This window comes from Mycobacterium asiaticum, assembly GCF_001673365.1.
GTDB classification, from domain to species: Bacteria; Actinomycetota; Actinomycetes; order Mycobacteriales; family Mycobacteriaceae; genus Mycobacterium; species Mycobacterium asiaticum_A.
On sequence record NZ_LZLS01000195.1, the window covers coordinates 23603 to 50291 of the forward strand.

At 65.9% G+C, this 26689-nt stretch carries 26 protein-coding genes; 17 read left to right on the plus strand and 9 right to left on the minus strand.

From position 1 onward, the window contains the following. Positions 1 to 26: 26 nt before the first annotated feature. From A5634_RS22410 to A5634_RS27680, 4 genes are read left to right on the plus strand one after another with little or no spacing between them, the layout of a single operon-like run. Entirely contained in the window at positions 27 to 911 is an 885-nt protein-coding gene (locus tag A5634_RS22410) for a hypothetical protein (protein WP_081290596.1), read from the plus strand. Further along, a complete protein-coding gene (locus A5634_RS22415; protein WP_155769665.1) occupies positions 908 to 1552 on the plus strand; it encodes a twin-arginine translocation pathway signal in 645 nt (214 codons plus the stop codon). The genes A5634_RS22410 and A5634_RS22415 overlap by 4 nt, the downstream gene beginning before the upstream one ends. A 7-nt stretch (positions 1553 to 1559) precedes the next feature. Beyond that, positions 1560 to 2189 (plus strand): fatty-acid--CoA ligase, encoded by a 630-nt coding sequence (locus tag A5634_RS22420; RefSeq protein WP_065146223.1) that lies wholly within the window; start codon positions 1560 to 1562, stop codon positions 2187 to 2189. A gap of 3 nt (positions 2190 to 2192) precedes the next feature. Then, the gene (locus tag A5634_RS27680; RefSeq protein WP_081290591.1) at positions 2193 to 2402 is read left to right on the plus strand and encodes a (2Fe-2S)-binding protein; all 210 of its coding nucleotides are present in this window, start codon (positions 2193 to 2195) and stop codon (positions 2400 to 2402) included. Here A5634_RS27680 and A5634_RS22425 read toward each other — a convergent pair. Further along, entirely contained in the window at positions 2361 to 4091 is a 1731-nt protein-coding gene (locus tag A5634_RS22425; protein WP_081290592.1) for an alpha-keto acid decarboxylase family protein, read from the minus strand. The two genes, A5634_RS27680 and A5634_RS22425, sit on opposite strands and share 42 nt — an antisense overlap. On the opposite strand from A5634_RS22425, the gene A5634_RS22430 reads away from it, so the two are divergent. From A5634_RS22430 to A5634_RS22445, 4 genes are read left to right on the plus strand one after another with little or no spacing between them, the layout of a single operon-like run. Further along, complete coding sequence (locus A5634_RS22430) at positions 4090 to 4530, plus strand: SRPBCC family protein (protein ID WP_065146224.1); 441 nt, start codon at positions 4090 to 4092, stop codon at positions 4528 to 4530. The two genes, A5634_RS22425 and A5634_RS22430, sit on opposite strands and share 2 nt — an antisense overlap. 8 nt (positions 4531 to 4538) lie before the next feature. After that, positions 4539 to 5726, plus strand: coding sequence for a CaiB/BaiF CoA transferase family protein (locus tag A5634_RS22435; RefSeq protein ID WP_155769666.1), 1188 nt, complete (start codon positions 4539 to 4541; stop codon positions 5724 to 5726). 57 nt (positions 5727 to 5783) lie between these two features. Further along, positions 5784 to 6254, plus strand: a complete 471-nt coding sequence (locus A5634_RS22440; protein ID WP_081290593.1) for an SRPBCC family protein — start codon at positions 5784 to 5786, stop codon at positions 6252 to 6254. Positions 6255 to 6276: 22 nt separating this feature from the next. Then, positions 6277 to 6726 (plus strand): SRPBCC family protein, encoded by a 450-nt coding sequence (locus A5634_RS22445; protein ID WP_081290594.1) that lies wholly within the window; start codon positions 6277 to 6279, stop codon positions 6724 to 6726. Here the strand turns inward: A5634_RS22445 and A5634_RS22450 are convergent. Further along, a complete protein-coding gene (locus A5634_RS22450) occupies positions 6707 to 7885 on the minus strand; it encodes a pyridoxal phosphate-dependent aminotransferase (RefSeq protein ID WP_065146227.1) in 1179 nt (392 codons plus the stop codon). The two genes, A5634_RS22445 and A5634_RS22450, sit on opposite strands and share 20 nt — an antisense overlap. Before the next feature lie 212 nt (positions 7886 to 8097). Here A5634_RS22450 and A5634_RS22455 point away from each other — a divergent pair, with 212 nt between their 5' ends. Further along, positions 8098 to 9309 (plus strand): acetyl-CoA C-acetyltransferase, encoded by a 1212-nt coding sequence (locus A5634_RS22455; protein WP_065146228.1) that lies wholly within the window; start codon positions 8098 to 8100, stop codon positions 9307 to 9309. A 16-nt stretch (positions 9310 to 9325) separates the two neighbouring features. Continuing rightward, the gene (locus tag A5634_RS22460; RefSeq protein ID WP_065146229.1) at positions 9326 to 11470 is read left to right on the plus strand and encodes a 3-hydroxyacyl-CoA dehydrogenase NAD-binding domain-containing protein; all 2145 of its coding nucleotides are present in this window, start codon (positions 9326 to 9328) and stop codon (positions 11468 to 11470) included. 151 nt (positions 11471 to 11621) lie between these two features. Here the strand turns inward: A5634_RS22460 and A5634_RS22465 are convergent, their stop codons facing one another. After that, positions 11622 to 12227 (minus strand): class I SAM-dependent methyltransferase, encoded by a 606-nt coding sequence (locus A5634_RS22465; protein WP_065146230.1) that lies wholly within the window; start codon positions 12225 to 12227, stop codon positions 11622 to 11624. A gap of 6 nt (positions 12228 to 12233) precedes the next feature. Continuing rightward, the gene (locus A5634_RS22470; protein ID WP_065146231.1) at positions 12234 to 13091 is read right to left on the minus strand and encodes an LLM class F420-dependent oxidoreductase; all 858 of its coding nucleotides are present in this window, start codon (positions 13089 to 13091) and stop codon (positions 12234 to 12236) included. A 144-nt stretch (positions 13092 to 13235) separates the two neighbouring features. Between A5634_RS22470 and A5634_RS22475 the strand changes: the two genes are divergently transcribed. Next, positions 13236 to 14219, plus strand: coding sequence for an LLM class F420-dependent oxidoreductase (locus A5634_RS22475; protein WP_065146232.1), 984 nt, complete (start codon positions 13236 to 13238; stop codon positions 14217 to 14219). Between the two features lie 6 nt (positions 14220 to 14225). On the opposite strand, the gene A5634_RS22480 is transcribed toward A5634_RS22475, so the two are convergent. Together A5634_RS22480 and A5634_RS22485 are read right to left on the minus strand one after the other, a co-directional pair. Then, the gene (locus tag A5634_RS22480; RefSeq protein ID WP_065146233.1) at positions 14226 to 16142 is read right to left on the minus strand and encodes a serine/threonine-protein kinase; all 1917 of its coding nucleotides are present in this window, start codon (positions 16140 to 16142) and stop codon (positions 14226 to 14228) included. A gap of 4 nt (positions 16143 to 16146) precedes the next feature. Beyond that, a complete protein-coding gene (locus tag A5634_RS22485; protein ID WP_155769667.1) occupies positions 16147 to 18045 on the minus strand; it encodes a serine/threonine-protein kinase in 1899 nt (632 codons plus the stop codon). Between the two features lie 148 nt (positions 18046 to 18193). On the opposite strand from A5634_RS22485, the gene A5634_RS22490 reads away from it, so the two are divergent. Next, positions 18194 to 18610 carry a Zn-ribbon domain-containing OB-fold protein gene (locus A5634_RS22490; RefSeq protein ID WP_065146235.1) on the plus strand — a complete coding sequence of 139 codons (417 nt, stop codon included), beginning with the start codon at positions 18194 to 18196 and terminating at the stop codon, positions 18608 to 18610. A gap of 178 nt (positions 18611 to 18788) precedes the next feature. After that, positions 18789 to 19934, plus strand: coding sequence for a thiolase family protein (locus A5634_RS22500; RefSeq protein WP_065146237.1), 1146 nt, complete (start codon positions 18789 to 18791; stop codon positions 19932 to 19934). A 4-nt stretch (positions 19935 to 19938) separates the two neighbouring features. Here A5634_RS22500 and A5634_RS22505 read toward each other — a convergent pair whose 3' ends face one another. Both A5634_RS22505 and A5634_RS22510 read right to left on the minus strand, forming a co-directional pair. Beyond that, complete coding sequence (locus A5634_RS22505; protein WP_065146238.1) at positions 19939 to 21588, minus strand: DNA repair helicase XPB; 1650 nt, start codon at positions 21586 to 21588, stop codon at positions 19939 to 19941. An 8-nt stretch (positions 21589 to 21596) separates the two neighbouring features. Next, positions 21597 to 23870 (minus strand): helicase-associated domain-containing protein, encoded by a 2274-nt coding sequence (locus A5634_RS22510; protein ID WP_065146239.1) that lies wholly within the window; start codon positions 23868 to 23870, stop codon positions 21597 to 21599. A 63-nt stretch (positions 23871 to 23933) separates the two neighbouring features. Between A5634_RS22510 and A5634_RS22515 the strand changes: the two genes are divergently transcribed. The 4 genes from A5634_RS22515 to A5634_RS22530 are packed head-to-tail and all read left to right on the plus strand — an operon-like array spanning position 23934 to position 25554. Then, complete coding sequence (locus A5634_RS22515) at positions 23934 to 24134, plus strand: hypothetical protein (protein ID WP_065146240.1); 201 nt, start codon at positions 23934 to 23936, stop codon at positions 24132 to 24134. Between the two features lie 9 nt (positions 24135 to 24143). After that, complete coding sequence (gene moaC / locus A5634_RS22520) at positions 24144 to 24656, plus strand: cyclic pyranopterin monophosphate synthase MoaC (RefSeq protein WP_065146241.1); 513 nt, start codon at positions 24144 to 24146, stop codon at positions 24654 to 24656. Then, positions 24653 to 25132, plus strand: a complete 480-nt coding sequence (locus A5634_RS22525) for a MogA/MoaB family molybdenum cofactor biosynthesis protein (RefSeq protein WP_065146242.1) — start codon at positions 24653 to 24655, stop codon at positions 25130 to 25132. Before moaC ends, A5634_RS22525 begins: the two co-directional genes overlap by 4 nt. Next, a complete protein-coding gene (locus A5634_RS22530; RefSeq protein WP_065146243.1) occupies positions 25129 to 25554 on the plus strand; it encodes a molybdenum cofactor biosynthesis protein MoaE in 426 nt (141 codons plus the stop codon). Before A5634_RS22525 ends, A5634_RS22530 begins: the two co-directional genes overlap by 4 nt. Before the next feature lie 81 nt (positions 25555 to 25635). Here A5634_RS22530 and A5634_RS22535 read toward each other — a convergent pair. Next, the coding region (locus tag A5634_RS22535; RefSeq protein WP_065146244.1) for a transglycosylase family protein at positions 25636 to 26689 on the minus strand (1054 nt) is incomplete at its 5' end.

Genomic DNA, 26689 nt, shown 5'->3' on the forward strand with positions numbered 1-26689 from the left:
ATGCTCCGGACACGGTGTTGGTCGCGGTGAGCAAGGGCGACACCCCGCCCACTGCCGCGGAAATGAGGTCTCTGGCCGAGCAGGCCGAGGCTGAGGCCGCCGAAGCCGAAGCTCTTGCGGCCGCCGCCCGCGCTCGTGCCCGCGCCATTGCGTTGCGCCGCGAGGCCGAACTCGTCGACGCCAAGAAGCCTGGCCGACAGGGCGCGTCGGCAAAACCGGCGGATTCCGTTGCGACCGAGGTGCGCACCGCCCGGAAGGTGGAGCTGGAGAAGAAGGAGCCTGCGGCCGAAGCGGAAGCCACCGAGCCCGAAGTTGCCGAGGCAGACAATGGTTCGGATGCCGTTGAGCCGGAATCAACGGCGACAGAGCCGGTTTCTGAATCTTACGAACCGGGCCGGCCTCGGCTCGCCCAGCTGAAGCGTCCGAAATGGTCCGCGGTTGCGGCCGTGCTTGCCGTCGTCGTCGCTCTCGTCGCGCTGGGGGCGAGCGTGGAAATGGCCGTGCTGCACAAGAAAGCGGTCCGCGAGCGCGCGCAAGTCGCCGAGTACTCGGCAGCCGCGCGCCAAGGCGTGGTGACCCTGACGTCACTGGACTTCCAACACGCCAAGCAGGGCGTGCAGAACATCCTGGAAGTCTCCACCGGAACGTTCAAGGACGATTTCCTCAAGATGGCTGACGACTTCACCAACGTCGTCACCGAATCCAAAGTTATATCCCAAGGCAGCGTCCAAGCCACCGCGGTCGACCTCGACACGATGACCGACAACTCCGCGGTGGTCTTGGTCGCAAGCACCTCGGAAGTGACCAATGCGGCTGGGGCCAAACAGGATCCACGGAAGTACCGGCTGATCGTGACGGTCACTCGTGACGGCGGCCAGCTCAAGATGTCGAAAGTGGAGTTCGTCCCGTGACGGTAGAGAAAGCGCCTGTCGCCGACGACATCGAGGAAACCGAAGCCGCTCAGACCGAAGAGGCCGAAGCCACAGCGGACGTCGAGAAGGCACCGCCGGGACGGCTGCGGCGCTTCACCCGTCGCCCGAAGCGGTCACCGGGCAAGACAAGTCGACTCTGGGGCAAGATCGGTGTCGGCGCACTGGCCCTGTTGGTGGTCGTGTCGCTGGGCGTGCTGGGCTGGCTGTTCTGGTTCTCCTACCAACCTGATCGCGCGGTCAACGCCGACGCGGCGAAGGCGGCGATCACGGCTGCCAGCGATGGAACGGTAGCCATCCTGTCGTATGCGCCCGACACTCTCGAGCACGACTTCTCCACCGCCAGATCGCATTTGACCGGCGATTTTCTGTCGTACTACGACCAGTTCACCCAACAGATCGTCGCTCCGGCAGCCAAACAGAAAGCGGTGAAAACTACCGCGGTAGTGCTGCGGGCCGCGCTGACCGAGTTCCACCCTGACTCGGCGATCGTGCTGTTGTTCGTCAACCAGAGCACCCAGAGCAAGGACCGGCCGGAGCCGACGATGACATCCAGCAGCGTGCTGGTCACGTTGACGAAAGCCGATGGGAAGTGGCTTATTTCGCAGTTCAATCCGGCGTAGGGGTGCGATGAGCGACGGCGACATTCATTCGATGGTGATCGCGTCGGATTACCGGATTCCGGATCCGACCCGGGTGTGGCCGTTGTTGGAACGCAATCGCGAGGCTCTCGCCGACATCGGTGCTCACCACGTTCTGGTCTACGCCTCGACACATGACTACGGGCGCGTCCTGGTGATGATCGGCGTGCACAGCCGCGAGCCCATCGTGGAACTGCTGCGCTCACGAGTCTTCTTCGACTGGTTTGACGAGGCCGGCGTTGAAGACATCCCGGCGGTGTTCGCCGGTGAGATCGTGGAGCGTTTCGTTGCCACACCGCTGGCGGTCCCGAAAGCCCCCGGTGTGGTGCTGGCCGCGTTCGCATCGGTGGACGACGTGTCCACGTTGGGCGCCGAGGTCAGGCTGGCGATGGACCGCTTCGCCGCTGCCGGTGTCCGAAAGACCTGGGTTTTCCAGGCTTTCGACGATGCTCAGGAAGTGCTGATTCTGCAGGAGTTTCCCGACGAGGAGGGCGCGCGGCAGTGGATCGACCACCCGGACGCCACCGCGCAGTGGATGCGCGGTGGCGCGGGAGTGGGCGCCTATCCGCCGCTGTTCGTCGGCCGGTTTTTCGACATGATGCGGATCGACGCGGACTGACCGATGTTCGTGTGCCTGTGCTACGGCATCACCAGTCAGATGGTCGCCGACGCGGTAGCGGACGGGGCGACGACGACCAATCAGGTCGCGTCGGCGTGCGGCGCGGGGGCCGATTGTGGGCGCTGCCGTCGCACCGTGCGGGCCATCATCACGTCGTCGAGCACGACAGGCTCAGTGTGCCTTCGGCTGCATAGGCCCGACGAGTTGCCCTAGCAACGGCGGGATTTCGAGCCGTGGCAGCACTACTTCGACGAACACCATCCGGTCCTGGTGCTCGGCGGCCGCGGTGAGCGCCTCGTCGAGTTCGCCATAGGTCTGCGCCCGAAACGTCAGGTGATTCGCTACCCCCAGGGCGTTGGGCACGTCGGTCCAGCGCCACGCCACAATGTCGTTGTACGGAGCTGTTTCGCCATGGATCGCCCGCTCGACGGTGTAGCCGTCGTTGTTGACCACCACGATGACGGGGGAGAGCCCCTCGCGCGAGAAGCTGCCCAGTTCCTGCACGGTCAACTGCGCGGCGCCGTCGCCGATCAGCAGCACCGTGCGGCGATCGGGATGGGCGACCGCCGCGCCGAACGCTGCAGGCAAGGTGTAACCGATTGAGCCCCAAAGGGGTTGGCCGATGAACGTGACGCCCTGGGGAAGGACGTGATCGGCCATCCCGTAAAACGAAGTCCCCTGATCGGCCAACACCACGTTTCCTGGCGTCAGTGCGGAGCAGAGCCGGTCCCAGACCATCGACTGGGTGAGCGGTTCGTCGCGCGCGGGCGTGGGTCGCGGCGGCTCGGTTGGCGGCGGCGCGACGGCCGGCGAACTGACGTTGCGCTCGGTGAGGATTGCGGTCAGTGCCGTCAGCGCGGCAGTCATTTCCAGTGGCGCGAACACTTCGTCGGCCACGCTGCTCTGGTACTGGCCGATGTCGATGGTGCGGGTCGGGTCGATGCGCTGGCTGAAGAAGCCGCTGACCATGTCGGTGAACACCACCCCGGCCGTCACCAGCACCGGGGCCTGTTCAATCGCGGTACGCACCCGTTCGGCGCTGGCAGCTCCGGCATAGATACCGAGGAAGTTGGGTGAGCTCTCGTCGAGCAAGCTCTTGCCCCACATCAACGTTGCGTGCGGCACCACGTCGGCCGCCAGCAGAGCTTCGAGTTCGGGGACCGCCTGCAGGCGATGAACCAACAGATCGGCGAGCACGGTCAGCTGCTGGTCACCGAGCAGTTTGGCGGCAGCTTCGGTGAACATCGTCAACGCCCGCGGGCTGGTGCCGCCGGTGTAGCGGGGCAGCGGCGCGCTGGGCGGTTCGGTGGGGAAGCGCGCGACGTCGGTGGACAGCAGAAGGTAGCCGGGCCGCTTCTGCTCTCGCACCTCGCTGAGCACTCGGTCGATCTCACGGCAGGCCGTTGCAGGCATGAGATTAGCTTGGGCGCAAGTGATTTCGCGACTGATCCGGAAGAAGTGCTCGAAGTCGCCGTCGCCGAGGGAATGGTGCAACGCCCGTCGGGTGGCCTGAGCGTCCTTGGAAGGGCCGCCGACGATGTGCACTACGGGTACGTGTTCGGCGAAACTTCCCGCGATCGCGTTGGTAGCGGACAGTTCACCCACGCCGAATGTCGTTACCACAGCGGACAAACCACGCAGCCGGCCGTACCCGTCGGCGGCATAACCTGCGTTCAGTTCGTTGGCGTTACCGACCCAGCGCAGCTTCGGGTGGGCCACGATGTGGTCGAGGAACGCCAGGTTGTAGTCGCCGGGCACTCCGAAAATCTCGGTGACGCCGAGTTCGGCAAGCCGGTCGAGGAGGAAATCGCCGACGGTATAGACGGGTTCAGTCACGCAATCGACCGTACGCGCAAAAGAGACTATTCCGCGGAGGCATTCCCGCGATATCGTGCGGGCCATGGCAATCAAAGAATCCCGCGAGATCGTCATCGAAGCCAGTCCCGAGGAGATCCTGGATGTCATCGCCGATTTTGAGGCGATGCCCGAGTGGTCCGAACCGCATCAGAGCGCCGAGATCCTCGAGACCGGAGCCGACGGGCGTCCCAGCAAGGTCAAGATGAAGGTCAAAGTCGCGGGGATCACCGACGAACAAGTGGTCGCCTACACGTGGGGCGACAACCAAGTGAGTTGGGAGTTGGTCAGTTCGGCCCAACAGAAGGCCCAGGACGGAAAGTACGTCCTCGTTCCCAAGGGGGACTCCACCCTGGTCAAGTTCGACCTCCTCGCGGATCCGAATGTGCCGCTGCCCGGCTTCGTGCTCAAGCGGGCCGTCAAGGGGACGATCGACTCGGCCACGAAGGATCTGCGGAACCGCGTGCTGAAGGTGAAGAAGGGTTAAGTAGCCGCGTGGTCGGTGAGGGTCCGCTGGCCGGGGTGCGGGTCATCGAACTGGGCGGCATCGGGCCGGGACCACACGCCGGAATGGTGCTTGCCGATTTGGGCGCCGACGTGGTGCGGGTGCGTCGGAAGGCCGTGGCGATCGCGAGCGCGGCGGAGCCGGGCGAAGCGGGTCGCCACCATCGGGCCGTGGCGATCGCGAGCGCGGCGGAGCCGGGCGAAGCGGGTCGCCACCATAAGACCGGCCTTCGAATGCCTGCCGAGGACCGCGATCTCCTGCACCGCGGCAAGCGAATCGTCGACCTGGACATCAAGGCGCAACCCGGGCTGCTGCTGGAGTTGGCGACGAAAGCCGACGTGCTGCTGGACTGTTTCCGGCCCGGTACCTGTGAGCGTCTCGGCATCGGCCCCGACGACTGCGCGTCGGTCAACCCCCGGCTGATCTATGCGCGCATCACCGGCTGGGGGCAGGACGGGCCGCTGGCCACCACGGCGGGTCACGACATCAACTACCTGTCCCAGACCGGCGCCATGTCGTCGCTCGGTTACCGCGACCGACCGCCTATGCCGCCGCTGAACCTGGTGGCCGATTTCGGCGGCGGCTCGATGCTGGTGCTGCTGGGTATCGTCGCCGCCCTGTACGAACGGGAACGTTCGGGCCGGGGCCAGGTGATCGACGCCGCGATGGTGGACGGGGTCAGCGTGCTGGCCCAGATGATGTGGACGATGAAGTCGACCGGTGCGCTGCGCGACGAGCGCGAGTCGTTCCTGCTCGACGGCGGCGCCCCGTTCTACGGCTGCTACGAGACCGCCGACGGCAAGTACATGGCCGTCGGCGCCATCGAGCCCCAATTCTTCGCCGCGTTGCTGGCCGGGCTTGGCTTGGCGGCCGATGAGGTGCCCCGGCAGTCGGACGTCGCCGAGTTCCCGCGCATGCGCGAGTTGTTCACCGAGAAGTTCGCCAGTCGCACCCGCGACGAGTGGGCGAAGGTTTTCGCCGGCACCGACGCCTGCGTGACGCCGGTGCTGACCTGGCATGAAGCAGCCAACGACGCGCATCTGACGAGACGTTCCACCGTGATCACCGCGCATGGTGTCCAACAGGCCGCGCCGGCGCCCCGGTTCTCGCGCACCGCGGCCGGACCGGTTGGTGCGCCGCCGGCCAGGACCACCGCGCTCGACGAAATCGGGTGGTAAGCGACTATTTGCTCCAACAGCGCCCGAGCGCGCTGCAGCGTTGCTAGCTTGAACTCGGTGGCCGTAAAAGCATCACGAGAATTCGTCCTCGATGCGCCCCAGGAAGTGGTCATGGAGGCGCTGGCAGACGTCAGCAACCTGACGTCTTGGTCGCCCCTGCATAAAAGCGTCGAAGTGATCGACTATTACCCCGACGGGCGGCCTCACCACGTGAAGGCGACGGTCAAGATCATGGGTCTGGTCGACAAAGAGATCCTTGAATATCACTGGGGCCGGGACTGGGTGGTATGGGACGCAGACAAGACTGCCCAGCAGCATGGGCAACATGTCGAGTACAACCTCACGCCCGAGGGGCTCGACAAGACACGGGTGCGGTTCGATCTCACGGTGGAACCGTCGGGACCGATTCCCGGATTTGTCGTCCGTCGGGCCAGCGAGCACATCATGGATGCCGCGGTCAAAGGCCTGCAGGAGCGTGTGATGGGCGAGATCTCGGGACAGGACACATCACGACCCGCCGACCGATAACTGATTGCTAGTTTGAAGAGCAGTGGCAATACAAGCATCTCGCGAAGTCGTGATAGACGCTTCGCCGGACGTGATCATCGACGCACTTGCCGACATGGCGGCGGTGCCGTCGTGGTCGTCGGTACATAAGCGGGCCGAAGTAGTAGAAACCTGGCCGAACGGCCGTCCGCGATTCGTCAAGGTCGTCATCAAGGTGGTCGGCATCGTCGACCGGGAACTGCTGGAATACCACTGGGGCTCGGACTGGGTGGTCTGGGATGCCAAGAAGACCAAGCAGCAACACGCTCAGCACGGTGAATACAACTTGAGTCGGGAGGCCGACGACAAGACGCGGGTGCGGTTCACGATCACGCTCGAGCCATCGGTACCCCTGCCAGAATTCCTAGTCAACCGGGCCCGCAAGAAGATCCTCGATGCCGCGACCGAGGGCCTGCGCCGTCGGGTGATGGGGACTACCCCGCGTTGTCTCTGAGCGCGGCCAGTCGGTTGATCGCCTCGTCGAGGGTGTCGTCGCGTTTGCAAAAAGTGAAGCGCACCAGGTGGTTCCACAGTTCTGTGTGTTTGCCGGCCGGGTCCAGGAATGCCGACAGGGGGATGGCCGCCACGCCGACTTTTTCGGGCAATGCCGCACAGAACGCGGTGCTGTCGTCATAGCCCAGCGGACGTGGATCGGCGCATAGGAAATAGGTGCCGTGGCTGTCGTGCACCGCGAAGCCGATCTCGGTCAGTGCGGACGCCAGACGATCGCGTCGGGCCTGCAGCGAACTACGCAGTCTCCCAACCCAACTGTCCTGGGTGTCTAGCGCCAGGGCCACCGCGGGCTGGAATGGCGCCCCACCGACATAGCTCAGGTATTGCTTGGCCGCACGCACCCCGGCGATGAGTTCTGCAGGGCCGCAAGCCCATCCGATCTTCCAGCCGGTGCAGTTGAACATCTTGGCCGCACTCGAGATGGTGATCGTGCGTGCTGCCATACCCTCGAAGGCGGGCAGCGGCAGGTGACGGTAGCTGTCGTAGACCAAATGCTCATACACCTCATCGGTGATCACCAAAAGGTCTGCCGCCACTGCTATTTCGGCGATCGCCTGAAGTTCGGAGCTGCTCAGCACGGTTCCGGTGGGGTTGTGCGGCGAGTTGACGATCATGGCACGTGTGCGGGGCGTCACCGCGTTTCGCAGTGCGTCGACGTCCAGCGCGAAGCCACGCCCATCGGCGACCAGCGGCACCGTCACCCGGTGCGCGCCGGCCATTGCCGCGACCGGGGAGTAGGAGTCGTAGAACGGCTCGATCATCAGGACCTCGGAGCCGGGTTCGACCAGGCCCAGTACCGCGCTGGCGATCGCTTCGGTGGCGCCGACGGTGACCAGCACCTCGGAGTCCGGGTCGTATTCGATGCCGAAGTGGCGCTGCCGTTGCGCGGCGATGGCCTGACGTAGCGGCGCGATGCCCAGGCCGGGGGGGTATTGATTGACGCCGTCGGCGATGGCTTGCTGGGCGGCTTGGAGCATCTCCGACGGGCCGTCCTCGTCGGGAAAGCCCTGGCCGAGGTTCACCGCGCCGATGCGCGCGGCCAGCGCCGACATCTCGGCAAACACCGTGGTCGCGTATGGCTGCAGCCCTCGCACCGTCATGGTGGACGAGCTTAAGGCGCGTGCGAACGTCACGCTGGCGTGGCATTGGGCGTCCAGGACCACGCCAGCGTGACGCTCGGCGTGGCTGAGCGCGCTCTGACCTGCGGCTGCCCGCCCAACCAACAGGTTGGCCGAGGACCCTGTTAGGGTTCTTTACCTGGACCTAATCTTAAAGGCGGTCCAAACCCTCCCTTTTGGAACAGGAAATCGACATGTCCGAAGAAGCCTTCATCTATGAGGCCATCCGCACGCCGCGCGGCAAGCAACGTAACGGCTCGCTGAACGAAGTCAAGCCATTGAGCCTGGTCGTAGGTTTGATCGAGGAGCTGCGCAAGCGCAACCCCGACCTCGACGAGAACCTGATCAGCGACGTCATCCTGGGTTGCGTCTCGCCCGTCGGTGACCAGGGCGGCGACATCGCCCGCGCCGCGGTGCTGGCCTCGGGAATGCCGGTCACCTCCGGCGGCGTCCAGCTCAACCGGTTCTGCGCATCCGGCCTCGAAGCCGTCAACACCGCCGCACAGAAGGTGCGTTCCGGCTGGGACGACCTGGTGCTGGCCGGCGGCGTGGAGTCGATGAGCCGTGTGCCGATGGGCTCCGACGGCGGCGCTATGGGACTGGACCCGGCCACCAACTACGACGTGATGTTCGTGCCGCAGGGAATCGGTGCCGACCTGATCGCCACGATCGAGGGCTTCTCTCGTGACGATGTGGACAACTACGCGCTGCGCAGCCAGGAGAAGGCCGCCGAGGCGTGGTCAGGCGGCTACTTCGCCAAGTCCGTGGTGCCGGTCCGCGACCAGAACGGTCTGCTGATCCTCGACCACGACGAGCACATGCGCCCCGACACCACCAAGGAAGGCCTGGGCAAGCTGAAGCCGGCCTTCGAGGCGCTGGCGGCCATGGGCGGGTTCGACGACGTGGCGCTGCAGAAGTACCACTACGTCGAGAAGATCGACCACGTCCACACCGGTGGCAACTCCTCGGGCATCGTCGACGGCGCCGCGCTGGTCATGATCGGTTCGGAAAAGGCTGGGGCGGCCATCAACGCGACCCCGCGTGCGCGCATCGTTGCCACCGCGACCAGCGGTGCCGACCCGGTGATCATGCTGACCGGCCCGACCCCGGCCACCAAGAAGGTGCTGGACCGGGCGGGCCTGACCGTCGACGACATCGACCTGTTCGAACTGAACGAGGCATTCGCCTCGGTGGTGCTGAAGTTCCAGAAGGACCTCAACATCCCGGACGAGAAGCTCAACGTCAACGGCGGCGCCATTGCGATGGGTCACCCGTTGGGCGCCACCGGCGCCATGATCCTGGGCACCATGGTCGACGAGCTGGAGCGGCGCAACGCCCAGCGCGCGTTGGTCACGCTTTGTATTGGCGGCGGCATGGGTGTCGCGACGATCATTGAACGAGTCTGAGAGGTTTCGAACAGCAATGGCTGACAACACAATTCAGTGGGACAAGGACGACGACGGCATCGTCACCCTGACCCTGGACGACCCGTCGGGGTCGGCCAACGTCATGAACGAGGCCTACATCGAGTCGATGGGCAAGGCAGTGGAACGCCTTGTCGCCGAGAAGGATTCGATCACCGGTGTGGTGATCACCAGCGCCAAGAAGACCTTCTTCGCCGGTGGTGACCTGACGTCGATGATCCAGGCCGGGCCCGAGGACGCTGGCCAGTCCTTCGACACCGTCGAGACGGTCAAAAAGCAGCTGCGCACGCTGGAGACGCTGGGCAAGCCCGTCGTCGCCGCGATCAACGGGGCGGCCCTCGGTGGCGGTCTGGAAATCGCACTGGCCTGCCACCACCGCATCGCCGCCGACGTCAAAGGCAGCCAGCTCGGTCTGCCCGAGGTGACCCTGGGCCTGCTGCCCGGTGGTGGCGGTGTGACCCGGACGGTGCGGATGTTCGGCATCCAGAACGCGTTCGTGAACATCCTGTCCCAGGGCACCCGGTTCAAGCCGGCGAAGGCCAAGGAAATCGGACTGGTCGACGAATTGCTGCCGACGGTCGAGGAATTGGTGCCGGCCGCCAAGGCTTGGATCAAGGCCAACCCGGACTCGCACGAGCAGCCGTGGGACAAGAAGGGCTACAAGATGCCCGGCGGTACCCCGTCGTCGCCGGGGTTGGCGTCCATCCTGCCGTCGTTCCCGGCGCTGTTGCGCAAGCAGCTCAAGGGTGCACCTATGCCCGCGCCCAAGGCGATTCTGTCCGCCGCGGTCGAGGGTGCGCAGGTGGACTTCGACACCGCCAGCCGCATCGAGAGCCGCTACTTCGCCTCGCTGGTCACCGGCCAGGTCGCCAAGAACATGATCCAGGCGTTCTTCTTCGACCTGCAGACCATCAACAACGGTGGTTCGCGGCCCGACGGCATCGAGCCGGTCAAGATCAACAAGATCGGTGTGCTCGGCGCCGGGATGATGGGCGCCGGTATCGCTTACGTCTCGGCCAAGGCCGGCTACGACGTGGTGCTCAAGGACGTCTCGTTGGAGGCTGCTCAGAAGGGCAAGGGCTACTCCGAGAAGCTGGAAGCCAAGGCGCTCGAGCGCGGCCGTACCACGAAGGAGAAGAGCGAAGCGCTCCTAGCGAGGATCACTCCGGCCGCCGACCCCGCTGACCTCAAGGGCGTCGACTTCGTCATCGAAGCCGTCTTCGAGAACCAGGAACTCAAGCACAAGGTGTTCCAGGAGATCGAGGACGTCGTCGAGCCCAACGCGGTCCTGGGTTCCAACACCTCGACGCTGCCGATCACCGGTCTGGCGACCGGCGTCAAGCGCCAAGAGGACTTCATCGGGATCCACTTCTTCTCGCCGGTCGACAAGATGCCGCTGGTGGAAATCATCAAGGGCGAGAAGACCTCTGACGAGGCGCTGGCGCGGGTGTTCGACTACACCCTGGCCATCGGCAAGACCCCGATCGTGGTCAACGACAGCCGCGGCTTCTTCACCTCGCGCGTCATCGGCACCTTCGTCAACGAAGCGTTGGCGATGCTCGGTGAGGGTGTGGAGCCGGCGTCGATCGAGCAGGCCGGTTCGCAGGCGGGATACCCCGCTCCGCCGCTGCAGCTGTCCGACGAGCTCAACCTCGAGCTGATGCACAAGATCGCCCTCGCCACTCGCAAGGGCGTCGAAGATGCGGGCGGGAAGTACGAGCCGCACCCGGCCGAAGCCGTGGTGGAAAAGATGATCGAGCTCGGCCGTTCCGGGCGTTTGAAGGGCGCCGGCTTCTACGAGTACCCCGAGGGCAAGCGGTCCGGATTGTGGCCGGGCCTGCGGGAGACGTTCAAGTCCGGTTCCGCGGAGCCGCCGCTGCAGGACATGATCGACCGGATGTTGTTCGCCGAGGCGCTGGAAACCCAGAAGTGCCTGGACGAGAACGTGCTGACGTCGACGGCCGACGCCAACATCGGATCGATCATGGGCATCGGCTTCCCGCCGTGGACCGGTGGAAGCGCGCAGTACATCGTGGGCTACGAGGGTCCGCTCGGCCGCGGCAAGGAAGCCTTTGTGGCCCGGGCCCGCGAGTTGGCCGAGAAGTACGGCGAGCGCTTCTTGCCGCCGGACTCGCTGACGTAGCGGTAGCGCGAGCAGCAGCAAAAGCGCCCTGGGACAATGCGTTCCAGGGCGCCTTTGTGTTTGCGCAAGGTCGCGGCACGCGGGGGCATGTAGATATTTGCCCGGCTCGCAGCGACAACCCCCGAGACAGCGCGGTTTGAGCTTTTCGCGTTTAACCGGCCGGCTGCAGCAGGTAGTAGCGGCCCGGATTTTTGCCGTTGTGGTCCAGTGATGGTTCGTCGCCGCAGGACAACACGGTCCAGCCGGGCGTGAACCGTCGCCGTATCTCGGGCAGGTCGATCCCACGGACGCCCGGCGAACCGCCGGGAACCATCGCAAAGATGAGCAGGCGGGTGTCTGCTGACGCCACTGCCGTGACCTCGCGAACGTAGGCGTCGCGGTCGTCGTCATTCATGCCATGCAGGCATCCGCTGTCGACGATCAACCTGAAATCCCGGCCCACGCCGGCCGAACTCAACCGGGTGACGTCCGCCTGGACGAAGCTGACCTCGACACCGTCCGCAATGGCTTTGGCCCGTGCCTTGTCGAGCGCGCGGGCCACATAGTCCACTCCGGTCGCCTGCCACCCGCGCTTGGCCAGATAGATGGAGTTGTCCCCGGTGCCGCAACCGATGTCAAGAGCGGATCCCGGAGCAAATCCGTTGTCTTCGACCAACTCTCGAAGCTTGGCACCGATCGGGTGACCGTCCCAGGGGACGAAGCCCAGCCGGTACAACGTCCGATACTGCAGGTGTTTGAGCCGGTGACTGAGTGCCATCGGCGCTCAACTTGCGGCAGCGAGGCGGCGCCACTGCTCCCGGGGGAACGACCGGGGGTCGGCTTCCAGCACCTGGACGCAAACATGATCGGCGCCGGCGGATTGATGCTCGGCCACTCGGCGCAGGATCGCTTCTTCGTCGCCCCACACGATGATCGCATCGAAGAGCCGATCGCTGACCTGCGACAGGTCATCGTCGGAGAATCCGCTGCGCCGCAGATTGTTGGCGTAGTTCGGCATCGCCAGATAGCCGCGCAGCCAGTCGGTTCCGATGCTTCGTGCCTCGTCGGCGTCGTCGGTCAGAATTGCGGTCTGTTCGGGCAACAGCAACGGGCCCTTGCCCAAAGTCGCACGAGCAGAGGCGGTGTGCTCGGGGGTGACGAGGTAGGGGTGCGCGCCCCGGGCGCGGGTGGCCGACAACTCCAGCATCTTGGGACCGAGTGCGGCCAGCACCCGCCGATCGGCGGGCACCGGTTGTGCTGCTGCGTCCAAGCCGTCCAAGAACGACGCAGTCGCCGCCAGTGGCTTGCGGTACCGGCCCGGGTTACCTGCGTCGATCAGGGGTGCGTGGCTGACCCCGATGCCGAGGAGGAAGCGGTCGCCGTGCTCGGCGGTCAGTGCGGCATAGGATTCGGCGACGTCGTCGGGAGAGTGCATCCACAGATTGAGGATGCCGGTGGCGATCACAGTGCGCTTGGTCGCCGTCAGGAGGCGGCCCACCGCATCCAGCACCGGTCCGCCGACGTCGGGAATCCATAGCGCGGTGAACCCGAGCTCGTCCAATTCTGCTGCGGCGTCTGCGGCTTCGGAGGCGTCACCGTAGCGCAGTTGACTGCTCCACACGCCTAGACCGGACAACTCCATCAAGCTATTCCTTCCGTCTGCGACCCTGCTTACATGTTGCCAAACGTCGCCGTGCGCAGAAGATCGCCCCGAACCCGGCGTTGACGGCGACGGTCCGCCAGCGCGGGGCCGGAACGCCGTCGCGGCAGCGTTAGAGTGCCAGTTATGCGCTTCGGTCTTTTCATCCCCCAGGGCTGGCGAATGGATCTCGTCGGCATCGAACCCGAGCGGCACTGGGAGGTGATGCGCGAACTGGCCACGTATGCCGACGGCGGTGCCTGGGATTCGCTGTGGGTCTACGACCACTTCCACACCGTCCCAATGCCCAGCGACGAAGCCACGCACGAGGCCTGGTCGTTGATGGCGGCCTACGCCGCGGTTACCCCGCGAATCAAGCTCGGCCAGATGTGCACCGCGATGAGCTACCGCAATCCCGTCTACCTGGCCAAGGTGGCTGCCACCACCGACATCATCTCCGGTGGCCGCGTCCAGATGGGTATTGGCGGCGGCTGGTATGAACACGAGTGGCGCGCTTACGGTTACGGCTTTCCGTCAGCGGGGGTCCGACTGGCCCGGCTTGACGAAGGCGTGCAGATCATGCGCGACGCCTGGCGAGACGGGAGGGTCAGCTTCGACGGCAAGCACTACCAGGTCGACGGCGCGATTGTCGCGCCGAAACCATTACAGGACAACGGTCTTCCGCTCTGGATCGCCGGGGGCGGTGAGAAGGTGACGTTGCGGATCGCGGCGCAGTATGCGCAGTACACCAACTTCACGCCGGAGCTGGAGGCTTTTGCGCACAAGTCCGAGGTGCTTGCCCAGCACTGCCGCAACCTCGGCACCGACTTCGACGCCATTGTGCGGTCGGCCAATTTCACCGCCGTGGTCGGCACGTCGGACGCCGAGGTCAAGGATCGGCTGCAGCGGGCGCGCGATCGGTTGGCCGACTACGTGCCCGAAGCGCTGGCCGATTCGATGGTGGCCGGGGTCGCGGATTCGGCGACGGGCACGCCAGAACAGGTCATCGAGCGGCTGACGAAGCTTCGCGGCCTCGGCTGCGAATACGCAATCTGCTACTTCCCGGAAGCTGCCTACGATCGTTCCGGCGTCGAGCTTTTCGAACGTGAAGTGATTCCCGCCCTGAGCTGACCGCCGCTAATCGCCGATGCGCGTGATCGTTTCGGTATAGGACGTGTTGACGGCGCACGCCCCGGTCTGTTCCTGGTGACCCTGTCCGTTGAGTAGCTGGACCGGATCCTGCGGCGGGTTCGGTAGGGGAAACCGGGCCGTGGCGCTGAAATGCGTTGTGCCACCGGCTGGGCACGCATAATCGGATTCGGCGTTCAACGTCCAGCCGCCGGTGGCGTATATCAGTGGTGTGTCGCCGGCGGGGCCGTGGAAATAGCTCATGCACCGCTCACCCGTGCGCAGACACGCGGTCGCGACAGCGGCTTCGCCCGGCTGCGCGGGCAGTCCGTTGGCGAAGCTGCGCAGCAGGCTGTACCGGCCGTGCAACGCCGCGGCTGGCGAGGACACCCGCGGCGGCACACTGGCCGGGTCCGCAACAGTATCTACATCGAGATCCCCTGTGCGCGTGAAAGTTACCGGTCTCTTGTCCCGGCAGGTATTGGAGGTCGTCCGGGTTAGCTCGCCGGTCAAAGTCGTGCCGTCAGGACCCGGTTCTAGCGTGAAAACCTGCCAGAATTCGGACCGGACGGCTCGACACTGGTCGGTCACGACAGCCACAGCCACCCAACGGCCGTCGATCTCGTCGAAGACGATCGGGGTGGCCAACCCGCCACCGCCGGACAACTGCGAAGCCGTCGCGATGCAGTCGGTACCCCGCCCGCGTTGCTGGCATGCCGAGCGCAGCCCGTAGCTGACCGTCGCAGGTCCGGCTCCTCTGCCGTTGCCATCGAGATCGGTTGCCGCGCCGAGATTTACCCGGTAGGCCCCGTTCAACGGTCCGGGAGTCGGCGGACCCGGGGTTGGCGTCGGGGTGGACGTCGATGTCGGCGCCGCGCTGACCGTAGTGCTTGGCGCGGCCGTCGATGGCGCCGTGTTGCGCTTGTGGGTGAAGGAGATCCCGGCGAAGACACCGCCAGCGGTCAGCAACGCGACAACCGTGAGCGCCCCAATTAGGACGCCGGACCGTTTGCGCGGGGCCTTGCGAACCGGTGCCGGCACGGTGGGGGAGCCGACAAGGTAAGCGGGCGCGGTGTTTTGACTTGCGGAGTGGACGTGGCTCTGTAGTTGTGTCGCGAACTCGCCGCAACTGTCGAACCGTCCGGACGGTTCCTTGGCCATGGCCCGGATGAAAACCGAATCCAGTCCGGCCAATTCAGCACGTCGCGCACTGATTGACGGTGGCGGCGCGTACACGTGCTGGGTGATGACCACCGTGGGGTTGGCATCCGGATACGGCGGCGCACCGGTTAGCAGGTGAAATGTCGTGCAAGCCAAGGCATATTGATCGGCTCGGCTGTCGACCGGATCACCGCGGAGCTGTTCGGGTGCTGCATAGGACACCGTGCCTACTGCCACGTTGGTCTCGGTCAGGCCTGCCGAATCGTCGATGCGGCGGGCAATCCCGAAATCCGCGAGATAGGCCCGCCGACCTTCCCCGTCCGCGTCGGTCAGTAACACGTTGGCGGGCTTGACATCACGGTGCAAGAGACCGCGGTGATGGGCGTAGTCCAACGCCGAGGCGACCGCCTTGACGATCGGAATCACCTCGTCGACGGGCATTCCTGACTGGTAGCGCTCGTCCAACAGCCGAGCGGCGTCGGTGCCGGGCACGTAGTCCATCGAGATCCAGAACTGGCCGTCGTACTCGCCACGGTCTTGGATGCCGACAATGTGCGGGTGCGACAACCCCGACGCCAGATCGGCCTCCCGGGTGAACCGCGCCCGGTACTCCGCGTCGTCGGTGTACTCGGTGGGCAGGACCTTCAGAGCGTCTTGACGCGCAAACCTCGGGTGCGTCGCCAAGTACACCGTGCCCATGCCGCCGGCACCCAGCACTCGCAGGACGGTGTATCCGGCGAACTGTTGGCCGATGTGCAGCACCATGATGCTAATCGCCTGTGCGCGTGAATACTTCGTCGAAATCGATGTCGACCGCACAGGACCCGGTTTGCGCCCAGTGTCCGTGGCCGGACAGTGCGGTGATCGGATCCTGCATGGGCTGAGGGAGCGGAAACGTCGCGCTGGCACGCAATGTCGCCGAATTGCCGTCCGGGCATTTGCCCTTGGTCAGGTCGTCCCACGTCCAACCGCCGCCTGCGAAAAGCATTGGTACGTCACCGGATTTGGAGTGGAAGTAGCTCATGCACCGGTCGCCGGTTCGCAGGCAGTTCGTCACGATCCCGGAGTCGCCCAAAGGTTGGGGCTGCCCGCCGACAAACGTCCGGGCGAGTTTGTAGTGTCCACGAAACGCTTCGGCGACTGACGTCACCCGCGGCGGGAGGGTAGCCGGGTCGGGAAGGCCCGAGGGTGGGTCACCGGTGCGGGTCAACGTGACGGTTCGCTTTTCCTGACAGTTATTGCGGGCGGTGCGGGTTTGCTCGCCGGCGAGCGTGCCATCGGGACGTGCTTGCAGCGTGAAAACTTCCCAGATCTCGCTGGTGTATTCGTTGCAGGGGTGGGTGGAAAGGGCTACGGCCACCCAGCTTCCGCCGAGCAGGTCAAATACCATCGTCGATGCGAACGCGGTCTCGCCGCTGAGCCGGGACGCCGTCGCCACACAACCCGCGCCGCCGCACACCGACCGCACGCCATAGGTGGCGGTGGACGGCTTTGCGTCCGGCGCCGGGGGGTCGTCCAGATTGCCGACCGGACTGAAATCGGCGCGGTAGGTGCCCGTGAACGGCCCCTGGGCCGCCGCGGGCGTCGCGCCAACAGGTCCCGCGCTGGCCGAGGGGGCCGGAGCGCTCGCTTGCTTGTCCGGGCGGGTGAGCTGGACGCCGACGAAGACAGCGCCGACGACCAGTAGAGCGACGGCCAGCAGCGCGCCGATCAGTACCGCTGGCCGCTGCGACCACAGCTTGGAGCTCTGCTGAGCCGGTGCCGGGAGTTGAATTGAAGGCTGAGTGTGCTGGGCGTGCAACGCAACCGGGGTGTCGTAGTTATACGGCGTCAGGTGCTTGCTCAATTCCAAGGCGAAGTCGCTACAGCTGGGGTATCGGCTCGCCGGATCTTTGGCCAACGCTTTGGCGAACACCGGATTCAATCCGGACATCTCGGGACGACGAGCGCCGATGGCCGGCGGTGTGGAACTGACATGGTGAGTGATCACTACCGTCGGATTGGCATCCTGAAACGGCGGAGCACCGGTCAGAAGATGAAAAGCGGTGCAGGCCAACGCGTATTGATCAGCGCGACCGTCGACGGTGCTGCCCATCAGCTGCTCGGGTGCAGCGTAGGCGACAGTGCCCACCGCCATGTTGACGCCGGTGAGGCCGGATGAGTCGTCGATGCGGCGCGCAATGCCGAAGTCGGCCAGGTAGATCCGTCGAGTCTGTCCGCCGTCGGGCTCGGTGAGCAGGATGTTGGCGGGCTTCACATCTCGATGCAGTAGGCCGCGATGGTGGGCATAGTCCAGGGCTGAGGCGACTGCGGAGATGACCGACACCGCTTCGTCGACGGGCATGCCGCCCTGATAGCGCTCCGCCAGGAGATGCGAGACGTCAGTGCCGGCCACATAGTCCATCGAGATCCACAGCTGGCCGTTTTCCTCGCCACGGTCATAGATCCGCACGATGTGCGGATGGGACAGTCCGGCGGCGAGATCGGCTTCCCGGGCAAACCGCGTGCGGTACTCCGGTTCGTCGGTGTACTCGGCAGGCAGGACTTTCAACGCGTCCTCGCGCGGCAGCCGTGGATGCGTCGCCAAATACACGCGACCCATGCCCCCGGCGCCCAGCACCCGCAGGATCGTGTAGCCAGCGAACATCTGGCCAACCTCAAGCGCCATGGGCAAATCGTAAATGCTGGGCATTTCCAATGGCAGTGACAACGTAAGCGGCCGGTCCGTGTCTTGGAGAATGTGATTTCCACTTTTATGGAATACCGTTGTACGGTCTGGTCAGTCGCATTTTCTCGCGTCCGACGGAGGATCCTCGATGCAGCAAAAGGCACTGGCCCCGGATATCTCGACCTGGCCTGACGAGAACCCGCAGCTGATCGGCAGTCGATGCGACGGCTGCGGCGCCACTACTTTCCCTGTGCAGCAGTGGTGTCCGCGCTGCAGTGTCGGCGAGATGAGCGAGGTCTTGCTGCCACGGCAGGGCACTTTGGTGGCATGGACCACCCAAGGGTTTCCGCCGGGCGCTCCCTACGCGGGCCCGGTCGGCAAGGAGTTCGTGCCGTTCGGTGTTGGACTGGTCCAACTCGGTGACGTCATTCGCGTGGAAGGCAGGCTGACCGAGAACGACCCGGCCAAGCTCCAGTTCGGCCAGCAGGTTGAACTCACCTTCGTGCCGTTGACCACGAATGCGGACGGCGAAGAAGTTCTGACCTTCGCGTTCCAGCCGGTCTAGTGGCGATCGCGAACGCGGCGAAGCCGGGTGAAGCGGGTCGCCACCATTCAGCAGTGGCGATCGCGAACGCGGCGAAGCCGGGTGAAGCGGGTCGCCACCATTTGGACCCCGTGGCGATCGCGAACGCGGCGGTGCCGGGTGAAGCGGGTCGCAATGCTCGTAAGAGAGGAGCCCTCTAATGACTAATGACGTTGCCATCATCGGTGTAGGCCTGCACCCGTTCGGCCGGTTCGACAAGACCGCCATGCAAATGGGCGCGGAGGCGATCCAGGCCGCCCTCGTCGATGCGGGCGTGGAGTGGAAGGACATCCAGTTCGGCTTCGGCGGCAGCCACGAAGTGTCCAACCCCGATGCCGTGACCCGCTTGGTCGGCCTGACCGGCATCACGTTCACCAACGTGTTCAATGCCTGCGCCACCGCCGCCAGCGCGATCCAGCAGACGGCAGACACCATTCGATTGGGCAAGTACGACCTCGGCATCGCCATCGGCCTGGACAAGCACCCGCGCGGCGCGTTCACCGACGATCCCGCCAAGCTGGCTTTGCCGCAGTGGTATGCCGAGAACGGGCAGTTTGTCACCACCAAGTTTTTCGGCATGAAGGCCAACAAGTACCTGCACGACCACAACATCTCCCAAGCCACCTTGGCCAAGGTGGCCGCCAAAAACTTCCGCAACGGTGCCTTGAACCCGAATGCGTTCCGGCGCAAGGCGATTTCGGAAGAGGAGATTCTCAACTCGGCTGTGCTCAACTACCCGTTGACCCAGTACATGTTCTGCGCGCCCGACGAAGGGGCCGCCGCGGTGGTGATGTGCCGGGCCGACATCGCGCACAAGTTCACCGACAAGCCGGTATATGTGCGCGCCTGCGAGATTCGTACCCGCCGTTACGGCGCCTACGAAGTGCACGCCACCTTCGCCCCGCTCGACGAAGACGTGTCGCCAACGGTGTACGCCGCTAAGGCGGCTTACGAGGCCGCGGGCATCGGACCTGAGGACGTCGACGTGGCGCAATTGCAGGACACCGACGCCGGCAATGAGGTCATCCACATGGCCGAAACGGGGTTGTGCGCCGACGGCGAGCAGGAGAAGTTGCTTGCCGACGGTGCCACCGAGATTCACGGCTCGATGCCCGTCAACACCGACGGCGGTTTGATTGCCAACGGCGAGCCCATCGGCGCCTCCGGGTTGCGGCAGATGCACGAATTGGTGCGACAGTTGCGCGGTGAGGCTGGCGAACGTCAGGTGCCGGGTAACCCGCAGGTCGGGCTGGCACAGGTCTACGGCGCTCCGGGGACGGCGTCGGCGACCATCCTGTCGCTCTAGCGCGCTAGATGGCCGGGCCCAGCAGGTCGTCGGCGTCCCGAATGACGTAGCCGTAACCCTGCTCGGCTAAAAATCGCTGCCGATGAGCGGCGTATTCGGCATCCAGGCTGTCGCGCGCCACCACCGAATAGAAGATGGCGCCCCCGCCGTCGGCTTTGGGACGCAACAACCGGCCGAGCCGTTGCGCCTCCTCCTGGCGGGACCCAAAGGTGCCCGAAACCTGCACCGCCACAGATGCTTCCGGTAGGTCGATGGAGAAATTGGCGACCTTCGACACCACCAGCGTGGCGATCTCCCCGCGCCGGAACTGGTCGAAGAGGTCTTCACGCTCGCGCGTCTTCGTCGAACCCTGAATCACCGGGGCATCGAGTTCGGCCCCAAGTTCGTCCAACTGATCCAGATAGGCGCCGATCACCAACGTCTGTTCACCGGGATGATTCTTCAGAATCGATTTGACCACAGCGATTTTCGTGTGCACCGTCGAGCACAGCTTGTATCGTTCCTCGGGCTCGGCAGTGGCGTACATCATCCGTTCGTTGTCGGTCATGGTGACCCGGACTTCCACACACTCCGCCGGCGCGATCCAACCTTGTGCTTCAATGTCTTTCCACGGCGCGTCGTAGCGCTTCGGGCCAATCAGGGAGAACACGTCGCCCTCCCGGCCGTCCTCCCGGATCAGCGTGGCGGTCAGGCCCAGCCGTCGCCTGGATTGCAGGTCGGCGGTCATGCGGAACACCGGCGCCGGCAGCAAATGCACTTCGTCATAGATGATTAGGCCCCAGTCGCGGCTGTCGAAGAGTTCCAGGTGCCGGTACTCACCCTTGGTGCGACGCGTGACCATCTGGTACGTCGAGATGGTGACCGGCCGAATCTCCTTGCGCTCACCCGAGTATTCACCGATTTCGTCCTCGGTCAGCGAGGTGCGCGCCACCAGTTCGCGCTTCCACTGCCGGGCCGCAACGATGTTGGTGACCAGAATCAGTGTCGTCGCTTGGGCTTTGGCCATCGCGGCCGCGCCGACCAGGGTCTTGCCGGCGCCGCAGGGCAGCACCACGACGCCGGATCCGCCGGCCCAGAACGAGTCGGTGGCCAGCTGCTGGTAGTCACGCAGCTCCCACCCGTCGGGCTCCAAACTGATCGGGTGCGCCTCGCCGTCCACGTAGCCCGCGAGATCCTCTGCGGGCCAACCGATCTTGAGGAGCATCTGCTTGACCCGGCCGCGCTCACTCGCGTGTACCATCACGGTGTCGTCGTCGATACGGGCACCCAGCATCGGCGCAATCTTCTTGTTGCGCAGCACTTCCTCAAGCACCGCGCGGTCCAGGCTCACTAGAGTGAGGCCGTGCGCGGGGTGTTTGATCAGTTGCAGCCGGCCGTAGCGGGCCATGGTGTCGACAATGTCGACCAACAGCGGCTGCGGCACCGCGTACCGGGAGAAGCTGACCAGGGCGTCCACCACCTGCTCGGCGTCATGACCCGCGGCGCGCGCGTTCCACAGCGCCAGCGGCGTGATCCGATAGGTGTGCACGTGCTCTGGTGCGCGTTCCAGTTCCGCAAACGGCGCGATCGCGGCACGCGCCGCCCCGGCCAGTTCATGATCCACTTCCAGCAGCACCGTCTTGTCCGACTGCACGATCAACGGTCCGTCACTCATAAGTCCCATTATCCGTCGGTGGCCGACATCACCGATGTGATGCGGTGGATGGCGAAGTCGCGCAAGCGCCCGCTGGCCGAATCGAAGGCCACCAACTGGCCGCCTTTGACGACGATGGGCGACACCACCCGCTGGGTGGCCACCCCCGCCGCGTCGAGATAGCCGATCAACACCGTGTCGTGGTCTTTTGCCGCCCGTTGCAGCACTGACATGGCGACGGCCGGGTCGGCGCGGATGTTGCCGAACGGGGCGGCGGTCACCTTGCGCAGTACCGAGACGATCGCGTTGAGGGCATCGCTGCTGGGCCGAGGTGGCGGCCGGTATGACCGGTACTGCTGCGGCGCGGGTACCCGGGCGCCGCGGGCCCGCACGTCGACGATGGCACCGGTGGAATCCTCGGCGGCCGGCGCAAAACCCGCGGACCGCAGCGCGTTGAGCACCTCGCCGATCGACGCCGGTGATACCGCCACCGTCGGAGCGAGCGCGCGCAGGTGCAGCGGCTCGGCGGCCGGCGCAGCCACCGCCTGAGCCAAAAGCGCCGGGTCCTCGCAACGCACGAAGGAGGTGGCCAGACCGATGCGAAGTTGGCCGTGCCGGCGCGCGACGTCGTCGATCAAGTACGTGAGGCCTTGCGGCACCGCGGTTTTGGAATGGCTGGCGAAGAACGCGTGCATCCAGTCGCGGGTCTTGCCGATGTCCAGCGCGTGCCGAATCGACTGCTCGCTGACCCGGTACACCATCGCCGCACCGGCGGATTCCACGGTGGCCACGGTGGCCAGGTCGTCGGCGAGGTCGCGTTCCAACGGACCCGGGACCACTACGGTCAAGTCGGCCTGGACCAGGAAGTGGTCGATCGGCTTGGGCAGCGCGCGCGTCATCGCGTCGACGACGGCGGCGGAATCGTCGTCGTCCAGCAACGCTCGACCGGGCGTGCTGATCGCCCCTCGTCCCACCAAGCCCAAAGCATGTGCCTCGGTCAGCAGGTCGGCGACCGGGTCGGGCTGCAGCCGTCGGGCCCAGCGCGGGCGTCGCCAGATCAACGCCGCGGATGCGGTCTGCGCATCGACGCCGGCGCCGCCGGGCAGCCCGGTCAGCATGCCCAGCAACAGTCGTCGATCCAGCGGTGCGGCGGTAGAGAACAACGAATGCGACAGCGCGCCATACGGTTTGCCGTCGGGTCCGCGGCTGCCGATCAGGGCCGGCCGGCCCGGCAGGTCAAGCCAGGTGCTGGCCAGCAGATACCACCGGTCGGCGGGGCTCAGTGTGCTGAACCGGTCGGCGGTTGTCGTCGGCGCCCAATACGGTCCGTCGCCGTAGGAAGGTTCGGGATCTGGCAGCCCGCTGGCGATCAGCCCGGCCGCCGACACGATCTCGAGGAGCAAGCCCAACCGCAGCTCGTCGATTCCGGTGACTTTGGCCAGCCGTTTGAGTTCACGAACTCCCAGCCCGCCGCTGCGCAGCTCGGCAACCGGTGCCGCACTGAGGCTTTCCAGCAGTACGTCAACTTGACGGAGCAGGTCGATAACCGCTCCGGCGGCCACGGCGTCGGCATCGCCGACTTTAGTGGTCGACACCACCGGGTCGGGCTCGGCCAGTTGCATCGGACCGGGTTTCTCACCGCGCAACACCTGGGCGACGTGGCGGGGCAGGATCACCGTCTCGGCGTCGATGCGCCGCAGCAACCCCGTAGCCAACAGCTGGGGTACTGGCCTGTCGGGCGGAGCTCCGGGCGCGGCGTCGCGGGTGCGACCCATCGGGGACCCTTCGAGCAGCTTGTCCAGAACGTCGCGCTGCGCGTCGTCGGTCGCGGCGATCAAGGCCTCGATCTGGTCTCCGGTGTGGGTGCGATCCTCGAGCGTGACCTGGCCGGGATGCCATGGCAGCGCGGCACCGGCGTCGGCGGCCACCCGTATCGCGGTTTCACCCCAGGCCAAGGCACGTTGCTTGAGGTCGTCCAGGGCAGCGGCTACCTGGGCCTCCAGATCGTTCGAGGCCGCCGGAGTGACTTCGCCGATCAGCGCCATCAGCTTGGCAACCGGCACCGGTTCGGTATCGGCCTGCAGCACCAGTAAGGCGTCGAGGACCGCGAGCCGCAAAAAGTCGAGGTCGTCGGTGGCAGCCTTGACCGACTGACGCGCTTGGGCGCGCGCGGCCAGTGCCGCGATGCTGCCAGGTGGCGGCTGGGCAAGGTCCGGCCGCAGCTCCAACAGCAGAATCAGCCGCTCGTCGGGCAGATCGGCCAGCCAGGACCCCAGCGGGATATCCGGGGTGTGGTCGGTCATCGGTGATCAAGCCTAGGCCCGACCCGGAGCCTTCCGCCGCCGACTATCCACGGACCTGTCAGAATGGGGGGCGTGGCTGACACCAAGGCGCGTAAAGCGAAGTACGTGGACAACGGCTGGCCGACCACGGACCCCGACGACCACGCGGTGAGCGAACTCGTAACGGATCGCACGGGTGCGCTCTCGCCGTTTGGTGAAGTGGTGTTCCCGTTGCCTGCCGACGAGCTGCCCTATGTTCATCCGGTGACGGTCGCTACCTGGTAGGTCACCGGGATGTCCGGAGATGGCGCCTCTGAGAAGAACGCTGAGGCGCCCGTGTCCGCGTTGTCGCACCTGGATGAGCAGGGAGCAGCGCACATGGTCGACGTCACCGAGAAGGCGACCACGAGGCGGGTCGCCGTCGCCGCTGGCGCCCTGCGCACCTCTGCAGACGTCATAGCGCTGATTTCCACCGGTGGGTTGCCGAAGGGGGATGCGCTGGCCACGGCGCGAGTGGCGGGCATCCTGGCTGCCAAGCGCACCAGTGATTTGATCCCGCTGTGCCATCAGCTTGCGCTCACCGGTGTCGACGTCGACTTCGCCGTTGGCATAGCGGATATCGAGATCACTGCCATGGTGCGCAGTACCGATCGAACGGGGGTGGAGATGGAGGCGTTGACCGCCGTCAGTGTGGCGGCCTTGACCCTGTACGACATGATCAAAGCGGTCGATCCGGCGGCCCGCATCGACGACATCCGAGTGCTGAGCAAAGCGGGCGGTCGCAGCGGAAGTTGGGTCAGACGATGAGCCGGTCAGCACGCGTAATCATCGCCTCGACCCGCGCTTCGGCCGGTGTCTACACCGACAAGTGCGGTCCCATCATCGCGGAATGGCTTGAGCAGCATGGGTTTTTGCCCGTCTCACCCCGGGTCGTCGCCGACGGTAACGCGGTTGGAGAGGCCCTGTATGACGCCTTGGACGACGGGGTCGACCTGATCATCACCTCCGGCGGCACTGGAATATCGCCCACCGATAACACCCCGGAACAGACCGTGGCGGTCCTGGATTACGTCGTCCCCGGGGTAGCCGACGCGATTCGCCGTGCCGGCGAGTCGAAAGTGCCGACGTCCATGCTGTCGCGCGGGGTGTGCGGGGTGGCCGGGCGGACGCTGATTGTCAACCTCCCGGGGTCGCCCGGTGGCGTCAAAGACGGTCTCGGGGTCCTCGCCGACATACTGCAGCATGCGCTGGACCAGCTCGCCGGCAAAGATCACAACCGATGACTCTGGTGCTGCGCGCCGCAGTGACCGAGCAGCCGATTTCTCTCGCCGAGCACGAGGCGCTGGTGGGTCACCAGTCTGCCGGCGCGGTCGTGGGCTTTGTCGGCATGATCCGGGACCACGACGGCGGACGTCAGGTGGTTCGGCTGGAGTATTCCGCGCACCCGACGGCCTCGGCGGTCTTTGCTGAGGTGGTTGCCGAGGTCGCCGCGGCGGCCAGCGGGATCCGGGCCGTGGCTGCCAGCCATCGCATCGGCGTGCTGCACATCGGGGACGCCGCTTTGGTGGCGGCCGTGGCCGCCGATCACCGAAAAGCCGCGTTTGCCACCTGCGCGCAATTGGTCGACACCATCAAGGCTCGATTACCGGTGTGGAAGCACCAGTTCTTCGAAGACGGGTCCCAAGAGTGGGTGGGCTCGGCCTGACCCCCGACGGGCTCACGCGCCAACAGACGCAAAGCACCCGACACGCCATGCGTGCGAGTGCTTTTGCGTCAGTTCGCGGTACTAGCTGACCAGTGCGTCGAGCGCGTCGTTGCCGGCCACGTTCTGGTCCACGATCGCCTGCCACAGCTGCCGGGTGTAGCCGACAGAGGCAACCTGGTGGATCTCCACGGGCCCGGCGGGCTCGGCCACGTCAGCCGGCGCCGGCGCGGGCACGTCAGCCGGTTGCGGCTCGGGCAGGAAGCCGGTCTCGACGACCGCCGGAGCGGGAGCCGGGAGGTCGGCCGGAGCAGGCGGCAAGTCGCCCGGTGCCGGGGCCAGGTCGGCGGGAGCCGGAGGCAGGTCACCCGGTGCCGGAGGCAGGTCTGCGGGAGCCGGAGGCAAGTCGCCCGGTGCCGGGGCCAGGTCGGCGGGTGCCGGAGGCAGGTCGGCCGGTGCCGGAGGCAAGTCAGCCGGGGCTGGCGGGAGGTCGGCGGGTGCCGGGGCCAGCTCGGCCGGTGCCGGCGGCAGGTCGGCGGGTGCCGGAGGCAGGTCGGCCGGGGCTGGCGGGAGGTCGGCGGGTGCCGGGGCCAGTTCGGCCGGTGCCGGAGGCAGGTCGGCGGGAGCGGGCGGCAGGTCGGCCGGAGCCGGGGCCAGACTGAGGTCGTTGCCGGCCATCTGCACCTCAGGCGCCGGAACCTCTACGGGCGGCGGCAGGTCCGGAATGGCCTCGCCGTTGACTTCTGGGGCGTCCACCGGCTGGTTGAACGCAGCCGGCTCGGGAAGAACGTTGCGCGGCGACGGGCCCGAGAGGCCGGTGCCGCACACGGGCCAGGCGCCGCGGCCCTGAGTGGCCAGCACGCGCTCAGCGATCGCAATCTGCTGGTCCTTACTGGCCAGCTGGGCGGACGGAGCGAACTCGCCGCCGCCGTGCGAGGACCAAGTGCCGGCCGCGAACTGCACGCCGCCGTAGAACCCGTTACCGGTGTTGATCGCCCAGTTGCCACCAGATTCGCAACGGGCAACCGCATCCCATTCGGCGTCGGTGGCTGCCGCGGCCTGGCCGGCCATGGCGATGCCGCCGCCGCCCAGCACTGCGCCGGTAAAGGCGATCTTGGCGACGCTGACGCTGGAGGTA

What these genes read in the sequence shown, in the direction of transcription:
- A5634_RS27680 (WP_081290591.1), top strand. Translation starts at nt 2,193, where the DNA reads ATGTTCGTGTGCCTGTGCTACGGCATCACCAGTCAGATGGTCGCCGAC.
- A5634_RS22530 (WP_065146243.1), top strand. Translation starts at nt 25,129, where the DNA reads ATGACTCTGGTGCTGCGCGCCGCAGTGACCGAGCAGCCGATTTCTCTC.
- A5634_RS22505 (WP_065146238.1), bottom strand. Translation starts at nt 21,588, where the DNA reads ATGAGTGACGGACCGTTGATCGTGCAGTCGGACAAGACGGTGCTGCTG.
- A5634_RS22430 (WP_065146224.1), top strand. Translation starts at nt 4,090, where the DNA reads ATGGCAATCAAAGAATCCCGCGAGATCGTCATCGAAGCCAGTCCCGAG.
- A5634_RS22480 (WP_065146233.1), bottom strand. Translation starts at nt 16,142, where the DNA reads ATGGTGCTGCACATCGGCCAACAGTTCGCCGGATACACCGTCCTGCGA.
- A5634_RS22455 (WP_065146228.1), top strand. Translation starts at nt 8,098, where the DNA reads ATGTCCGAAGAAGCCTTCATCTATGAGGCCATCCGCACGCCGCGCGGC.
- A5634_RS22460 (WP_065146229.1), top strand. Translation starts at nt 9,326, where the DNA reads ATGGCTGACAACACAATTCAGTGGGACAAGGACGACGACGGCATCGTC.
- A5634_RS22475 (WP_065146232.1), top strand. Translation starts at nt 13,236, where the DNA reads ATGCGCTTCGGTCTTTTCATCCCCCAGGGCTGGCGAATGGATCTCGTC.
- A5634_RS22485 (WP_155769667.1), bottom strand. Translation starts at nt 18,045, where the DNA reads ATGGCGCTTGAGGTTGGCCAGATGTTCGCTGGCTACACGATCCTGCGG.
- A5634_RS22465 (WP_065146230.1), bottom strand. Translation starts at nt 12,227, where the DNA reads ATGGCACTCAGTCACCGGCTCAAACACCTGCAGTATCGGACGTTGTAC.
- A5634_RS22420 (WP_065146223.1), top strand. Translation starts at nt 1,560, where the DNA reads ATGAGCGACGGCGACATTCATTCGATGGTGATCGCGTCGGATTACCGG.
- A5634_RS22510 (WP_065146239.1), bottom strand. Translation starts at nt 23,870, where the DNA reads ATGACCGACCACACCCCGGATATCCCGCTGGGGTCCTGGCTGGCCGAT.
- A5634_RS22470 (WP_065146231.1), bottom strand. Translation starts at nt 13,091, where the DNA reads ATGGAGTTGTCCGGTCTAGGCGTGTGGAGCAGTCAACTGCGCTACGGT.
- A5634_RS22425 (WP_081290592.1), bottom strand. Translation starts at nt 4,091, where the DNA reads ATGGCCCGCACGATATCGCGGGAATGCCTCCGCGGAATAGTCTCTTTT.
- A5634_RS22450 (WP_065146227.1), bottom strand. Translation starts at nt 7,885, where the DNA reads ATGACGGTGCGAGGGCTGCAGCCATACGCGACCACGGTGTTTGCCGAG.
- A5634_RS22500 (WP_065146237.1), top strand. Translation starts at nt 18,789, where the DNA reads ATGACTAATGACGTTGCCATCATCGGTGTAGGCCTGCACCCGTTCGGC.
- moaC (WP_065146241.1), top strand. Translation starts at nt 24,144, where the DNA reads ATGTCCGGAGATGGCGCCTCTGAGAAGAACGCTGAGGCGCCCGTGTCC.
- A5634_RS22490 (WP_065146235.1), top strand. Translation starts at nt 18,194, where the DNA reads ATGCAGCAAAAGGCACTGGCCCCGGATATCTCGACCTGGCCTGACGAG.
- A5634_RS22525 (WP_065146242.1), top strand. Translation starts at nt 24,653, where the DNA reads ATGAGCCGGTCAGCACGCGTAATCATCGCCTCGACCCGCGCTTCGGCC.
- A5634_RS22515 (WP_065146240.1), top strand. Translation starts at nt 23,934, where the DNA reads ATGGGGGGCGTGGCTGACACCAAGGCGCGTAAAGCGAAGTACGTGGAC.